Origin of the sequence: Massilia genomosp. 1, assembly GCF_011682185.1 — a bacterium.
GTDB classification, from domain to species: domain Bacteria; phylum Pseudomonadota; class Gammaproteobacteria; order Burkholderiales; family Burkholderiaceae_D; genus Telluria_A; species Telluria_A rubra.
The window spans coordinates 1-13361 of the sequence record NZ_WHJF01000032.1; the positions used below are offsets into that span (position 1 = coordinate 1).

At 63.2% G+C, this 13361-nt stretch carries 18 protein-coding genes; 6 read left to right on the forward strand and 12 right to left on the reverse strand.

Annotation, left to right across the window (positions count from 1 at the left end):
* Nucleotides 1-129: 129 nt before the first annotated feature.
* A complete protein-coding gene (locus F1735_RS14170; RefSeq protein WP_167237537.1) occupies nucleotides 130-408 on the forward strand; it encodes a DUF6624 domain-containing protein in 279 nt (92 codons plus the stop codon).
* A gap of 20 nt (nucleotides 409-428) precedes the next feature.
* Here F1735_RS14170 and F1735_RS14175 read toward each other — a convergent pair whose 3' ends face one another.
* Nucleotides 429-1538 (reverse strand): ankyrin repeat domain-containing protein, encoded by a 1110-nt coding sequence (locus F1735_RS14175; protein ID WP_167237538.1) that lies wholly within the window; start codon nucleotides 1536-1538, stop codon nucleotides 429-431.
* Between the two features lie 138 nt (nucleotides 1539-1676).
* On the opposite strand from F1735_RS14175, the gene F1735_RS38235 reads away from it, so the two are divergent.
* Together F1735_RS38235 and F1735_RS14185 are read left to right on the forward strand one after the other, a co-directional pair.
* Nucleotides 1677-1907 carry an isocitrate lyase/phosphoenolpyruvate mutase family protein gene (locus tag F1735_RS38235; RefSeq protein WP_167237539.1) on the forward strand — a complete coding sequence of 77 codons (231 nt, stop codon included), beginning with the start codon at nucleotides 1677-1679 and terminating at the stop codon, nucleotides 1905-1907.
* Nucleotides 1861-2094, forward strand: coding sequence for a hypothetical protein (locus F1735_RS14185; RefSeq protein ID WP_167237540.1), 234 nt, complete (start codon nucleotides 1861-1863; stop codon nucleotides 2092-2094). Before F1735_RS38235 ends, F1735_RS14185 begins: the two co-directional genes overlap by 47 nt.
* Nucleotides 2095-2121: 27 nt before the next feature.
* On the opposite strand, the gene F1735_RS14190 is transcribed toward F1735_RS14185, so the two are convergent.
* Both F1735_RS14190 and F1735_RS14195 read right to left on the reverse strand, forming a co-directional pair.
* Nucleotides 2122-2328 carry a hypothetical protein gene (locus F1735_RS14190; RefSeq protein WP_167237541.1) on the reverse strand — a complete coding sequence of 69 codons (207 nt, stop codon included), beginning with the start codon at nucleotides 2326-2328 and terminating at the stop codon, nucleotides 2122-2124.
* Nucleotides 2325-2756, reverse strand: coding sequence for an NAD(P)H-binding protein (locus F1735_RS14195; protein ID WP_167237542.1), 432 nt, complete (start codon nucleotides 2754-2756; stop codon nucleotides 2325-2327). The genes F1735_RS14190 and F1735_RS14195 overlap by 4 nt, the downstream gene beginning before the upstream one ends.
* A 161-nt stretch (nucleotides 2757-2917) precedes the next feature.
* Between F1735_RS14195 and F1735_RS14200 the strand changes: the two genes are divergently transcribed.
* Entirely contained in the window at nucleotides 2918-3637 is a 720-nt protein-coding gene (locus F1735_RS14200; protein ID WP_167237543.1) for a LysR substrate-binding domain-containing protein, read from the forward strand.
* 36 nt (nucleotides 3638-3673) lie between these two features.
* Here the strand turns inward: F1735_RS14200 and F1735_RS14205 are convergent, their stop codons facing one another.
* From F1735_RS14205 to F1735_RS14220, 4 genes are all read right to left on the reverse strand, one after another.
* Complete coding sequence (locus F1735_RS14205; protein ID WP_167237544.1) at nucleotides 3674-4069, reverse strand: DOPA 4,5-dioxygenase family protein; 396 nt, start codon at nucleotides 4067-4069, stop codon at nucleotides 3674-3676.
* 91 nt (nucleotides 4070-4160) lie between these two features.
* Nucleotides 4161-6278, reverse strand: coding sequence for a polyribonucleotide nucleotidyltransferase (pnp, locus tag F1735_RS14210; protein WP_167237545.1), 2118 nt, complete (start codon nucleotides 6276-6278; stop codon nucleotides 4161-4163).
* Between the two features lie 165 nt (nucleotides 6279-6443).
* The gene (rpsO, locus tag F1735_RS14215) at nucleotides 6444-6713 is read right to left on the reverse strand and encodes a 30S ribosomal protein S15 (protein ID WP_054263682.1); all 270 of its coding nucleotides are present in this window, start codon (nucleotides 6711-6713) and stop codon (nucleotides 6444-6446) included.
* Between the two features lie 206 nt (nucleotides 6714-6919).
* On the reverse strand, nucleotides 6920-7909 hold the full coding sequence (locus tag F1735_RS14220; protein ID WP_167237546.1) for a hypothetical protein: 990 nt from the start codon (nucleotides 7907-7909) through the stop codon (nucleotides 6920-6922).
* Between the two features lie 158 nt (nucleotides 7910-8067).
* Between F1735_RS14220 and F1735_RS14225 the strand changes: the two genes are divergently transcribed.
* Entirely contained in the window at nucleotides 8068-8553 is a 486-nt protein-coding gene (locus tag F1735_RS14225) for an outer membrane protein assembly factor BamE (protein WP_167237547.1), read from the forward strand.
* A 16-nt stretch (nucleotides 8554-8569) separates the two neighbouring features.
* On the opposite strand, the gene F1735_RS14230 is transcribed toward F1735_RS14225, so the two are convergent.
* The 4 genes from F1735_RS14230 to F1735_RS14245 form a co-directional block, all read right to left on the reverse strand.
* Nucleotides 8570-8932: a hypothetical protein gene (locus tag F1735_RS14230; RefSeq protein WP_167237548.1), complete on the reverse strand. Its 363-nt coding sequence runs from the start codon at nucleotides 8930-8932 to the stop codon at nucleotides 8570-8572.
* A complete protein-coding gene (locus F1735_RS35690; RefSeq protein WP_222852990.1) occupies nucleotides 8929-9078 on the reverse strand; it encodes a hypothetical protein in 150 nt (49 codons plus the stop codon). The genes F1735_RS14230 and F1735_RS35690 overlap by 4 nt, the downstream gene beginning before the upstream one ends.
* A 208-nt stretch (nucleotides 9079-9286) precedes the next feature.
* Nucleotides 9287-9910, reverse strand: a complete 624-nt coding sequence (locus F1735_RS14240) for a hypothetical protein (protein ID WP_187364243.1) — start codon at nucleotides 9908-9910, stop codon at nucleotides 9287-9289.
* A gap of 66 nt (nucleotides 9911-9976) precedes the next feature.
* Complete coding sequence (locus tag F1735_RS14245) at nucleotides 9977-10765, reverse strand: substrate-binding periplasmic protein (RefSeq protein WP_167237550.1); 789 nt, start codon at nucleotides 10763-10765, stop codon at nucleotides 9977-9979.
* Nucleotides 10766-10970: 205 nt separating this feature from the next.
* Here F1735_RS14245 and F1735_RS35510 point away from each other — a divergent pair, with 205 nt between their 5' ends.
* Nucleotides 10971-11684 carry a hypothetical protein gene (locus F1735_RS35510; RefSeq protein WP_187364244.1) on the forward strand — a complete coding sequence of 238 codons (714 nt, stop codon included), beginning with the start codon at nucleotides 10971-10973 and terminating at the stop codon, nucleotides 11682-11684.
* A gap of 79 nt (nucleotides 11685-11763) precedes the next feature.
* On the opposite strand, the gene F1735_RS14255 is transcribed toward F1735_RS35510, so the two are convergent.
* A complete protein-coding gene (locus F1735_RS14255) occupies nucleotides 11764-13308 on the reverse strand; it encodes a 2-isopropylmalate synthase (protein WP_167237551.1) in 1545 nt (514 codons plus the stop codon).
* Nucleotides 13309-13361 lie beyond the last annotated feature (53 nt).

Consider the following 13361-nt stretch of genomic DNA (forward strand, 5'->3'; position numbering starts at 1 on the left):
CCCCGCTCCCGGAAACGATGTCAAAAGTACAGCACAAGAACGAACCCTAAAAACCCCACTACAACGCTCAAGATCACGACATACTTTGTTCAAAAACACACCCGACAAGTAGTCTGACACAGGGGGCTGGTGCAGCATGCTTCGCCGGCCTTGCTCAAGCAAACGCTGCCGGCGATGAAGAAGGCGGCGCGGGATGGTGAACTGCCGTGGTCGACGGTGGCGCTGAGCATCGACCGCGACCTGCTCAACGACTATAAGAAGCAGCTCTACGGCAGCCAGTTATTCATGAATGAAGCGGGCAAGCCGGAACTGAGCCCGGTCGAGGATGAAAGCCGGCTCGACGAGCGCCGCGCCAGTATCGGCCTGGAACCCATCGCCGCTTATCTGCGCCGGTTCGAGGCGCCATAGCGTGTTGCCGGCGCGGCGGGTCAGGCCGTCTCTGGATGCAGCGTCAAGCGCGCCCATCCCGCCGCGCGGTTCTTCTCCAATGAAGGTGGCGTAAAACCGCGCTTGGTGCGCCCGATGGGCGCCAGCGTCCACAGCCCGACTTTTTCGTCCTCCGCGATCTCCTTTTCATGCTCCCGGTCCGATCCCCATTGGTGGTCGCACACTTGAAATCCTGCAATATCCTTGGGCCAGGCCAGTGCGCGATACAAAGGATCGTCCGCCATCACCAGCAAGCCTTCTTCCACCTGCATGCCCTGCGCCACCCGATCCGCCAGGCACAGCAACAGGGCGGACGGGAACTGATTCGCGGCCGATTTGCCGAGCATGTTCCACGCTGGCGGAAGAACAATGAACAGTTCGATCATCGGCGCGTGGACATTGAACAGGCCGATGGTAAACAACATCTTGCTCTTGTTTTTGTTTACCAGCGCCACGCGCTGCACCACGTCCGCGCCAGGCACAATCGCGCTCAAGGCAAGCGGCAAGACGCGGCCGAAGCGGCTATCGATGAATGCGAGGATGGGGCCGCCGTACTCCTTCGACCAGTCGGTCTTTTCCAGCAGCGAAGGCGCGTTCCTTGCGCGCAGCAGGTCTTCGATCTGCGCATGCCCCCAGACCAGCGCCAGATCGAGCGGCGTGCGGTGCAAGCGGGTGTGCAGCCGGGTCAGGTCGGCGCCGGCGTCGACCAGCAGCCTGGCGATGTCGGCATGGCCGGGGATGATCGCATGCATCAAGGGACTCAAAATGCTGCCGGGATCGCCATCCGGCGCGGCGCCGTTGGCGAGCAGCCACGTCACGGTAGCGAGATGGCCGTGGTAAGCGGCCTCGTCCAATGCGGTGTCGGAGCGCCCGCGGCGTTGATTGACATCGATCCCCCGTTGCACGAGCAATTGGCAGACCTGCGTCTGGCCGCAGCGCGCCGCGTAAGCCAGCAGGGTGGCCTTCCCCACAATGTCATAGTCGAGTTCCACGATATGGGGCTGGGCATCCAGGGCAGACCGGAGGCCTTCGATATCGCCGCTCTCGACCAACGCGCATACCCGATCGACGAGGGCGATCGATGCCGTCCAAGACGGGTTTTGCTTTTTCATATTCACCATGCTCCAGACGCAGTCGCGCGACAACGCGGTTCACAAATACCGGTATAGTAACCTGAACTGCACGGCAATCTTTCCGGCGCGCACGCCCGACTTACTGTCCACCAAGGAGAAATCCGGGCGATCCGGGCAGTGGCCGGCGCGCGCGGCGTCAACCTGTTCATCAATGCGCGCACCGATGTTTATCTGCTCGGCGAAGCTGGCGGCTTCGGTGCAGCGGTGCGGGTCGAGGAAACCATCAGGCGCGCCGCGCTGTACGAGGCAGCCGGCGCCAGCGGCCTGTTCGTGCCCGGCATGGCCGCCGAGGATGGCGGCCGTGGTCAAGGCGACCCGCCTGCCGCTGAACCTGATCGCGCTCGATAGCTTGCCGGCACCGGCGCGCCTGGCGCAACTGGGCCTGCGCCGCCTGAGCGCCGGCGCCGCCATTTCCAAGGCGATGTTCGGCTGCATCGATACCCTGGCCCGCCAATTTCTCGACAGCGGCAAGGTCGACGCGGCGGCGTATCCGCAGATCGACTACGCGGCGCTGAACCGGCTGATGGGCAGCTAAGCACGCGCAACCGTCCATCCGGCAGCGCTAGCCTATGCGCGGCGCCAGGCAGGCAGCCAGCGCCGCATCAAGCCCGACCGTGCCGCGCACGGTCTCGCCCGAGCCGTCGAACGCAATATGGCCGCTGTTAAAACCATCGAACATGTCGCAAAAGGCGTCCACCGTCAGCGCTGGAAATCCCTTCTCGGCAAACATGCCGGCCCAGTGCGCGCGCGGGACGCCGACCGCCGTCACTGTCCGCTCAAGCAGCCGGCCCAGCACGGCCGCCGCATCTGCCGGCGATACATCGCACGGGCCATGCAGTTCGACCAGCCGGTGCGTCGCTGCGCACCGACCGAGGACAGCGCCACCATGCGCGGCAGTCCGGCGGCGTTTGCCGCTGCGATCAAATTGGCATGGGTGCGGCGCGCTTGCGCAAACATGTCGCTCGCCAGATAGTGCGGCGGCCCCATCACGTAAGCGCCGTGCGCGCCACCGAAAGCGCGCACCATCGCCTGCTGGTCGTCGAGGTCGGCAATGCAGATGTGCGCCCCCTTCTTGCGCCAGACGTCGGCCTGGGCATCGTCACGGCGGACGATCATGCGCACGGCATGGCCGGCCGCGAGCAGGGTTTCTGATACGACGGAGCCGGTCTGGCCCATGGCGCCTACGATTGCAAACATGTGTTTTTCCTGGAATTGATGAACTGGCGCCAGTGTAGAACCCAGCATGCATTTGCGGAATGCATGGGATAGAATGTCCGGCATGCATGAACTGGATGAACTCACCGATGCCGCGCGCTTCGACCTGAACCTGCTGCCCTTCCTGCGCGCGGTGCTTGAGTGTGCCAGCATCACCCGCGCTGTTCGAGCTGGCGCATTTCGAGCCGTCCAGCGCGACCCATGTAATCCGCATGGCGGCCACCGATTACGGCATGCTGGTCATCCTGACCGATCTGCTGCCGCGCATCGGCACGCTCGCGCCGCACACCGGCCTGCGCATCGATCCCTGGGGCGCGCAGACGCTGGCCCAGCTCGAGCGCGGCGAGCTCGACTGCGCGCTGTATGCCGATGACGAGCTGCCCGACGATTTTCACTACCGTACGCTGTTCAGCGACGGCTACGGGCTGGTTTGCCGGCGCGGCCATCCGGTTCTCGCACAGGTGGCGCTGCCGGCGCTCGAACTGCTGCGCCAGGCCGCCACCTATCCCCATTTTGCGGTGCGCTATCCGGGCAAAAACGCTTACGTCACCGACAATGTCTACCAAGGTCTGCGCCTGCCGCAACCGCACCTGGCCGCCGAGCTGCCCTACTTCCATGCCGGCAGTGCCGCCATCGAGGCCAGCGACCTCCTGGCCGTGGTGCCGCTGCGCGCGGCCCGGGCATGGTCGACCAACCAGCAACTCGTCGTGACGCCCCTGGCATTGCCGGCCTTGCAATTCGACTACCGTCTGATCTGGCACGCGCGCGCGCACCGCGATCCGGCGTTCGTATGGTTGCGCGCACATTTCGTACAGCATGAGCAACGGCGGCCGCGCGGGCAGGACGGCGGTGGCGCCGCGTAGCGCACCTGGGTCTGCCAGGGCTGGCTGGACGCGGTCCTAGAACGCCGACTTGCCAAAGCGCGCCACGCCCTGGTTCATACCGGGCGGGTCGAGCGTTTCCAGCTTGAGCGGCAGCGGCTCGCCGATCCAGTGCGCCAGGGTGGTGTGATCGGCCACGTCGTCGTCGGTCAGCGGATGCACCAGAGCGCGCAAACCGGACGCTTCGAGCAGCGCAATGACCGCCGGCAGCATTGCTACGCTGTAGTGAATCTCGTACTCCGGCAGCGGATGCGGGCCGACCGCATGCTCGCCCAGTTCGCCGACAAAAAACAGTTCCGGCATCGCGCCGCTGTCTTTCGCATCGAGCAAGCGCTGGCGCAAGGCCAGTGCCTGCGCGCGTGTCGCGGCGTCGTAGTAAATGTGGGCGTGGTATGGGGCGTTCAGTTCGTCCATGAAAATCATCCTTTCCAAATTGTGGCAGTCCGAAAAAAACCGCCAGGGCTTGCGCGCTGGCGGTTTTTGAACAGGCGTTATGCGATAACGATTACTGAGGAGCCGCTTCCGCGCCTTCGGCAGCTTTCATCGACAGCTTGAGACGGCCGCGGTCGTCGGTTTCCAGCACCTTGACGCGCACTTGCTGGCCTTCTTTCAGGTAGTCGGCAACCGCGTTCACACGCTCGTTGGCGATCTGCGAGATGTGCAGCAGGCCATCCTTGCCTGGCATGACCTGGACGATCGCGCCGAAGTCGAGCAATTTGAGCACGACGCCGTCGTAGGTCTTGCCCACTTCGACCGAGGCGGTCAGTTCTTCGATGCGGCGCTTGGCTTCCTGGCCGGCGGCGGCGTCGACCGACGCGATGGTGACGATACCGTCATCGCTGATGTCGATCTGGGTGCCGGTTTCTTCGGTCAGCGCGCGAATGACGGCGCCGCCCTTGCCGATGACGTCACGGATTTTCTCAGGATTGATCTTGATGGTGATCAGGCGCGGTGCGAAATCCGACAGTTCGGTTTTCACGTGCGGCATGGCCTTCTGCATTTCGCCGAGGATGTGATCGCGGCCTTCTTTGGCTTGCGCCAGAGCCACTTGCATGATTTCCTTGGTGATGCCCATGATCTTGATGTCCATCTGCAGCGCGGTAATGCCATTGGCGGTACCGGCTACCTTGAAGTCCATGTCGCCCAGGTGATCTTCGTCGCCCAGGATGTCGGACAACACGGCGAACTTGCCGCCTTCCTTGATCAGGCCCATGGCGATACCGGCCACGTGCGCTTTCATCGGCACGCCCGCATCCATCAGCGCCAGGCAGCCGCCGCAGACGGACGCCATCGACGAGGAACCGTTCGATTCGGTGATTTCGGACACCAGGCGCACCGAGTAGCTGAAGTCTTCAGGGTTGGGCAAGGCGGCGATCAGCGCGCGCTTGGCCAGGCGGCCGTGGCCGATTTCGCGACGTTTCGGGGTGCCGACACGGCCGGTTTCGCCGGTGGCGAACGGAGGCATGTTGTAGTGCATCATGAAGTCGTCGGTGTACTCGCCCATCAGCGCGTCGATCTTCTGGCTGTCGCGCGCGGTGCCGAGGGTGGCCACGACCAGCGCTTGCGTTTCGCCGCGGGTGAACAGGGCCGAACCGTGGGTGCGTGGCAGGATGCTGGTGCGGATCGCGATCGGACGCACGGTGCGGGTGTCGCGGCCATCGATGCGTGGCTCGCCGTTGAGGATCTGCGAACGCACGACTTTGGCTTCGATGTCGAACAGCACGTTGCCGACGTCGACATTGTCCGGCTGGGCGATGCCGGTGGCGGCAGCGTCGGCGGCCAGGGCGGCGTAGACTTCCTGGAACGATGCTTTCAGCTTGGCGGTACGGGCAACCTTGTCCTTGATCTGGTAGGTTTCGTTGATGTTCGTTTCAGCCAGTTCTTTCACGCGGGCGATCAGCGCTTCGTTCTTGGCTGGAGCGGTCCACTCAACTTCCGGCTTGCCGCCGTCGCGCACCAGGTCGTGGATCGCATCGATCACGACTTTCATCTGGTCGTGGCCGTAGACCACGGCGCCGAGCATGATTTCTTCGGACAGTTGCTTGGCTTCCGATTCGACCATCAGCACGGCCGTTTCGGTACCGGCGACAACCAGGTCCATCTCGGACGTTTTCAGCTCGGTGGTGGTCGGGTTCAGGATGAACTGGCCATTGGCGTAGCCGACGCGCGCGGCGCCGATCGGGCCGCTGAACGGGATGCCCGACACGCACAGGGCGGCGGAAGCGCCGATCATGGCGGCGATGTCGGGATCGATCTCAGGATTGACCGACAGCACGTGGATGATGATCTGGACTTCGTTCAGGTAGCCTTCTGGGAACAGCGGGCGGATCGGACGGTCGATCAGGCGGCTGGTCAGGGTTTCTTTTTCGGAAGGACGGCCTTCGCGCTTGAAGAAACCGCCTGGGATTTTACCGGCAGCATACGTTTTCTCGACGTAGTCGACCGTCAGCGGGAAGAAATCCTGGCCTGGCTTGGCGTCTTTGCGCGCAACCACGGTAGCCAGGACAACGGTGTCTTCGATCGACACCATGACGGCGCCGGAGGCTTGACGGGCGATTTCGCCGGTTTCCAGCGTCACTTGATGTTGGCCGTACTGGAAGGTTTTCGTAACTTTATTAAACATGGGTAATCCCTTTCTATTTGCCGACAGATTTTCAGGCGCTGTCGTCCACCTCACCACAGGCAACATTGCTTGTTGCCTTTACTACTTTTTCGGGATTAAAAATGCAAAAATGCCCGCGACAGCAAGCTGTGCAGGCATTTCTTGATCAACTTGAATCGGCAAAAATTACTTGCGCAGACCGAGTTTAGCGATCAGATCGCGATAACGGGTAGCGTCTTTGCTTTTCAGGTAGGACAGCAGGCTCTTACGACGATTGACCATCATGATCAGACCACGGCGCGAGTGGTGATCTTTCGCGTGGGCTTTGAAGTGGCCGTTCAGTTCGTTGATGCGTGCGGTCAGCAGAGCGACCTGAACTTCAGGGGAGCCGGTGTCGTTTTGCGCACGGGCGTTGTCCGCGATGATCGCGGCTTTATTGATATTTTCTACGGTCATGATAATACCTTTCACATGCGGTGCACGAGTCGCAACCCGACACACCGTGAACTTCGATTGATGAACCGGCCAAAACGGCCAGACCCGCAAGTATATGCGAAAAGCGCCCGGGCTGCCAGAAAAGCTTGCGCCGCAACGGTGTCCGAGGGGATTTGCGCTTCCCAACGGTGGCGATTGCGCAAAAACCGCTCAAAACCGCCCTGCTTTCACGGCGACGCGCCGGCGCAGGACGCGTACATGGCCACAATCGCTTGCTCGTCGTACCCCTCCACCACCATCCGGGCGCGTACCGCCGTGACCAGGCTGTCGGCCTCGAATGGCACTTCTTCGGGCAACTTGCCCAGCGCGGTGGCCATCATTGGATGCTCAAGCACCGGATTGTCAAGGCCGAGCGATTGGCGCAGCTTGAACAACAGCAGGATGTCAATCGGCGTGCGCTTCAAGCCGCCAAAATCGAAAAATATCTGCCTGGGGCTCTGCGGCTGGGAGCGGAACGTATGAATATCGCAAGCGCCGAGGCACAGCGGCGCCAGCAAGGCCGGGTCCGGCGCGCGCCAGGTGTCGAACAAGGCGCTGAGGATGGGTTCGGATACGGCATCGCCGCTGCCCTGCGGCGCCGCTTCCCCAAGGAAGTCTGCCAACAAGCGAAACATGAAATGGCAAACCGGGAAACGATCCGCATTTCCGACATACCCGCGCCGATGCGCAGACAGTTGCATGCGCGCGAGCGTGAACGCCTGCTCCTTGCAGCCGAGCACCAGCCCCAATGCCGTCAACAGGACGCTTTCGGGGCTCAGGGCTTGCAAGGTTCTGCCTGCGTGACGGCGTTCAAACTTCGCATGGTTGGCCATATCGATCATTTGCTTCGTGTAACTGGCGGCAAATGCATGAACACCGGTGCTTGACGCCCAGCGTTTTTGTTTGATGCTGCTGATCTCGAACCAGCCCAGTGTCACCATGGTACACGTGCTCAATGTCGAGCTGAGAAAAGAGGACTCCCACGCTTGCCGCGGCGGATCGGTTGGCTCGGGCGGAAACAGGGGCTGGACGATGGTCGTGCCACGGGAAGCGAAATGCATCAGCTCGCTGCGATAGGCCGACGCATCATTGCGCCGCATCTCCTCGATAAACCGCCAGTGCATTTTCCACGATTTTGCCCACTTCGGGTCGATACCCGGACCTTCAACTGTCGCCATCATGCATTCCTCAACACGCGTTTAAGTGTTACGTCCAGTCATTTTGCCTGATCGGCGGCAGCGCGGCCAGGACCGCAAGTCGTGAAGATTTCATCCGGCTGGTGCATGATGGGGGCTTGAGCGATTCCAAGGTGGTTTTTATGCAAACACGAGCAAAAATGGCAATCCTGAGCGTGGTGCTGAGCCTGGCCGGCTGCGCGGCGATGATGCGTACCCCGCCAGTGCCGGGCGACACGCTCGAGGTGGTGCGCGCCAAGTTCGGCGAGCCGACCGCGATCCACGCCCTGCCCTCGGGCCAGGTGCTGGAATATGCGACCGGGCCGTTCGGCCAGTTCACCTGGATGGCGCGCATGGGGCCGGACGGCAGGCTGGCCGCGTTCGAACAGGTGCTGGGCGACCTCGGCTTCGGGCGCATCAAGATCGACAAGGCGACCAGGGCCGAGGTGCTGGCGACCGTCGGCCGCCCGGCCGAGCGCTCCTACCTTTCGCTGTCGGACCTGGAAGTGTGGTCTTACCGCTACAAGGAGAGCGGCGTGTGGAACTCGATGATGCACGTCCACTTCGACCGCAACGGCATCGTGCGCAAGATGATCAGCGGGCCGGACCCCATGTACGAGGAAAAGCGCGGATTCTTCAGGGATTGACGCGCCAGCTTCCGGATCAGGCTGGAGGGTCGGTCATGAGCGCCACGATGGCCGCTTCGTCGAAGCCCTCGCTGACCATGCGTGCCCGCACCCGCGTTATCAACTCATCGGGAGCGAAGGCAACTTCTTGCGGCAAGGCGCCGAGCGCCGTACTCATCAAGGGATGGTCGATCACGGGATTGTCCAGGCCCAGCATCTGGCGCAGCTTGAACATCAGCAGGATTTCGATGGGAACGCGCTGCATCTCGCTGAATTCATAGAGGAACTCCCCGCGCCCATAGGGCAGCGAACGCAAGGTGTGGATATCGCACACCGCGATGCACAGGTCGACCAGGCTGGCCGGGTCGGGCGTGCGCCAGGCATCGAACAAGGCGTTCACAAGGTATCCCCGTGCAGGGCAAAATTGTCGAGATCATCGCCATACAGGGATGCGGCATCGTCAAGCCGGTCGAGGTGAAACTGTCGGTTGGTTTGCCATATGGCGACCCACTCGGGGTGGATGCCCGGCCGTTCGAACGTCAACATACATTCCTTCCTGCGTAAAAGAGGCCGCCTGTCCCGGCAGCTTGCGTGCGCAACCTGACCATCAAGCCAGCTCCCGGCCGGATTCCGGCAAGGATGGGGGCCTGGTCACCCGCACCGGCGCTACTGTCCGACATGTGGGGATGCGCTGGCATTGTCCGCAAGATGATCAGGGGACCGGACCCGATGCACGCGGAACAGCGCGGCGTTGTCAGGGATTGAGGGGCGGCGCGCTCAGGGTCTCGTCGGAGCGCGTGACGGGAAACTCGAAGCTGCGCATCATCCCGGCCCGGTCCTCGACCGACAGCACCACTGTCTTGTGGCCTTCGAGCAGTTCGATTTTCGGCGTTGCTTCCTTGTACCAGGCGACCCAGTTGGTCGTGCTCTCGAACGTTTCCGGCCAATTCATCCCCAGCAAACTGGTTTCGAACAGGCGCGCGCCCGACTTGTTGAACACAACGACGTGATAGGGATTGTGAATCTGCAGCTTGGACAGGCCGACGATGTACTTCGATGCCGGATCGATCCACAAATAGGTCAGCGCGGGCACCGGGCGGCGGAACAGTTCCGCGCCGGACTTGCTGTCCAGCACACGCAAGCTGGAATACGTATTCGTGGCAAGGAAAGGATTCTGGTCCGTTGTCACCATCTGCAAGCGCGCAGCGCGCGTCGGGCTGCTCCAGTCGTGGTGATGCTCGACCCGCAGGGCCGCAGATGCGGCGCTCAGGTCGATCACCTTCTGGTAGGCGACGGAGTCGGCGCGGGCCGCCGGAGCAGCGAGTACGATGGAACAACAGGCGATGGCGATAAATTGCCTGCGATAGCGAGAGGTCATCAACGGTCATCCGGTAAGGTTAAGTTGCGCCGCGACTATACCATTACCCCCTCATGGCCACGCCGGCTATTCCCCGGCGCGCTTGCCGGCCTGTTTGCCCGGCGCGCGTGGAGGCGGCGCGCGCCAGCGACTGTCGCTCTTGAGCAGCACGACCGCCTCTTGCAAAAAGCGATACAGGGCCGGATGGCCGAGCGGCACCAGCATGCTGCGCTCATACGATGCCGTGCGCGGCCGGCTGGCCACATGCAGCAGGGCCGGGTCGATGAGGTGCTCGTGTTCGAGCGCATCGAGGGTGGAACGGTCGACCACGGTAAAGTCCAGGCGCCGGTGCGCGCCGATCATTTGCAGCGCATTCTTGATCTGCGGCACATCGATGCGGGTGATGTCGCCGGCGGCGATGAGCGGCTCCAGGTCGGGAAAGCGGTGACCGCCCGGCGCACCGAAGCGCTTGCCGCGCAGCGAATCCGGCCCGTCGTATTCCAGCGGCGCCGCGCGTGGCGACACCACCAGCGATTCATCGTCCATCAGCGGGCCGGTCCAGAAATAGCGGGTGCGCTCCGGGTCACCGAAAAAGCGCGGATGCACCCAGGCAACGACCATCGTCAGCTTTCCTTCCTGCAACAGCACGTCGAGCCGGCGGCGCGGGATATACACCGATTCGAAACGGTAGCGCCCGCCGGACATCTCGCTCAGCCGGCGCGCCAAACGCGCGTTGAGCCCGGCGGAAGGCTGGCCCGGCACAAACCAGGGCACGTAGTCGTAATAGGTGGCCAGTTGCACGGTCTCGGCCGCTTGCGCGAGGCGCAGCGCCGGCACCGCCACCAGCATCGATAGCAGAAAAATTCTCAACCGCATGAGCACGCCATCGACTTATCCACCCGTTAGCCACTCCCATGCCGTGTTGAAGGAACAGAACATCCGCCCTATTTAACCACGCCCAGGCGGCAGGCGGCGCGCCTGGCGGCACCATGCGTACCGCCAGACGCCTCTTTCACCAAACCATCAAAAGTGGCCAGGCCAATTTCTTTACGCGGATGAAACTAAAGATATACTCGACCCCATGGTCCCCGCCTTCACGCCCCCTTCCACCCGCCGCCGTTACGCCGCCATCGCACTGACATTGCTTGCGCACGCCTTGCTGGTGTTGGGCTGGCAATATGCACGCCGCATCCCGACCCTCGATACCGATACGGGCCGGAGCATTCAATGGGTCACGATCACAGCGCCCAGGGCGCCAATGCCGACCGTCCCGCCGCCGGCCCCCAGGAAAGCCGCGAGCGCGATTGCGCATGCGCCGGCGGCGCGCGCTGTCGCCGCCACGCCAGCGCCAGTACCGCCCGAGCGAGTGGCCGAAACGCCGTCCGAGCTTGTCGTGCCGGACGCGCCAGCCGCGCCGGCGCCGAGTGCGGCCGAGATCATGCGGCAAGCCCGGCGCAGCATCGGCCAGATCGACCGGGACTTGCGCAAGGCCCATCCGGGGCAAGCGATCAGCGCGCCGGTCAGCAATGGCGCGACGCGCCTGGCGCAGGGCTTGCAGGCGGCCGCCGACGCCGCCCCCAACCGCTGGTACGAGGCGCCCAAGGTCACCGAGATCATCGACCCCGGCCCGTACGCGCGGCGGCGCTACCGCGTGGTGGGAGCCAAGGGCACCTACTGCATCACGGTCGAATCGAACCACGCGCCGGACGGTCTGGATATCGGCAGCAAAGGCATCCAGCACAAAAAGACCAACTGCGAAGAAAGCGAGCAGGCCACCACCAAGCAGGCATGGTGAAAGCGCGCGTCAGCCCAACTGCGCCAGCAAGGCCTTTTGCGCAGCGCCGGCCAACAAGAGCGAGGAGAGTCGCATGCGGCTACTCTTGCGCATTGACCCGCTCGATCTTCGAATGCAGCTTGTTCAGCCCGGACAGATAGGCCTTGGCCGAAGCGACGATGATGTCCGGGTCCGAGCCGACGCCGTTGACGATCCGCCCCGAGCGCGACAGGCGCATCGTGACCTCGCCCTGCGACTGGGTGCCGTTGCTGATCGCGTTGATCGAAAACAGCACCAGTTCGGCGCCGCTGGCCGCTTCTTTTTCGATGGCGTTGACGGTGGCGTCGACCGGGCCGTCGCCCTCGCCTTCGCAGGCGAACTCCTTGCCGCCGATTGCAAACACCACTTTGGCGCGCGGGATTTCGCCGGTTTCGGAGCGCTGCGAGAGCGACACGAAGCGGTAGTGTTCATCTTGCTGCGCGTGTTCTTCATCCGACACCAGGGCCATGATGTCTTCATCGAAAATCTCGGACTTGCGGTCGGCCAGTTCCTTGAAGCGGGCAAACGCGGCGTTCACTTCCGCCTCCGATTCGAGCACGATGCCCAGTTCGCGCAGGCGCTCCTTGAAGGCGTTGCGGCCAGACAGTTTGCCCAGCACGATCTTGTTGGCGGCCCAGCCCACGTCTTCGGCGCGCATGATCTCGTAGGTTTCGCGCGCCTTCAGAATGCCGTCCTGGTGGATGCCGGAAGCGTGCGCAAAGGCGTTCGCGCCGACCACCGCCTTGTTCGGCTGCACCGCAAAGCCGGTAATCTGCGAGACCATTTTGGAGGCGGCCACGATCTGGGTCGTGTCGATGCCCAGTTCCAGCCCAAAGTGGTCGCTGCGGGTGCGCAGCGCCATGACCACTTCTTCCAGCGCCGTATTGCCGGCGCGTTCGCCCAGGCCGTTGATGGTGCATTCGATCTGGCGCGCGCCGCCGATCATCACGCCGGCCAGCGAGTTGGCCACCGCCAGCCCAAGGTCGTTGTGGCAGTGGACCGACCAGATGGCCTTGTCGGAGTTGGGAATGCGCTCGCGCAGGCGACGGATGGTGGCGCCGAATACCTCGGGCACGGCGTAGCCGACGGTGTCGGGGAAATTGATGGTGGTGGCGCCTTCGGCGATCACCGCTTCGAGCACGCGGCACAAAAAGTCTTCGTCGGAGCGGCTGCCGTCTTCGGGCGAAAATTCAATGTCGTCGGTGTACTGGCGCGCGCAGCGAATCGCGATCCTGGCCTGTTCGAGCACCTGTTCCGGCTCCATGCGCAGCTTCATCCGCATGTGCAGGGGCGACGTGGCGATGAAGGTGTGGATGCGTTTGCGTTCGGCCGGCGCCAGCGCTTCGGCGGCGCGCGCGATGTCGCGGTCGTTGGCGCGCGAGAGCGAGCAGATGGTCGACTCGCGCACCGCACTGGCGATGGCGCGGATGGCCTCGAAGTCGCCCGGCGAGGCGGCGGCGAAGCCGGCTTCGATGACGTCGACGCGCATGCGTTCCAACTGGCGCGCGATGCGGACCTTTTCATCCTTGGTCATCGATGCGCCGGGCGATTGCTCGCCGTCGCGCAGGGTGGTGTCAAAAATGATCAGGCGATTCGAATTCGTCATGGCGGCTCCATTGGGCAAGGTAAAAAGGCGAGCTTGCGCCGGCCGCCATCGGA

Coding starts and splice junctions, on each gene's coding strand:
- rpsO (WP_054263682.1), bottom strand. CDS start 6,713: ATGACCGTAGAAAATATCAATAAAGCCGCGATCATCGCGGACAACGCC.
- F1735_RS14195 (WP_167237542.1), bottom strand. CDS start 2,756: ATGTTTGCAATCGTAGGCGCCATGGGCCAGACCGGCTCCGTCGTATCA.
- F1735_RS35510 (WP_187364244.1), top strand. CDS start 10,971: ATGGTCCCCGCCTTCACGCCCCCTTCCACCCGCCGCCGTTACGCCGCC.
- F1735_RS14245 (WP_167237550.1), bottom strand. CDS start 10,765: ATGCGGTTGAGAATTTTTCTGCTATCGATGCTGGTGGCGGTGCCGGCG.
- pnp (WP_167237545.1), bottom strand. CDS start 6,278: ATGTTTAATAAAGTTACGAAAACCTTCCAGTACGGCCAACATCAAGTG.
- F1735_RS14255 (WP_167237551.1), bottom strand. CDS start 13,308: ATGACGAATTCGAATCGCCTGATCATTTTTGACACCACCCTGCGCGAC.
- F1735_RS35690 (WP_222852990.1), bottom strand. CDS start 9,078: ATGTTGACGTTCGAACGGCCGGGCATCCACCCCGAGTGGGTCGCCATA.
- F1735_RS14240 (WP_187364243.1), bottom strand. CDS start 9,910: ATGACCTCTCGCTATCGCAGGCAATTTATCGCCATCGCCTGTTGTTCC.
- F1735_RS14225 (WP_167237547.1), top strand. CDS start 8,068: ATGGCAATCCTGAGCGTGGTGCTGAGCCTGGCCGGCTGCGCGGCGATG.
- F1735_RS14175 (WP_167237538.1), bottom strand. CDS start 1,538: ATGAAAAAGCAAAACCCGTCTTGGACGGCATCGATCGCCCTCGTCGAT.
- F1735_RS14220 (WP_167237546.1), bottom strand. CDS start 7,909: ATGGCGACAGTTGAAGGTCCGGGTATCGACCCGAAGTGGGCAAAATCG.
- F1735_RS14205 (WP_167237544.1), bottom strand. CDS start 4,069: ATGGACGAACTGAACGCCCCATACCACGCCCACATTTACTACGACGCC.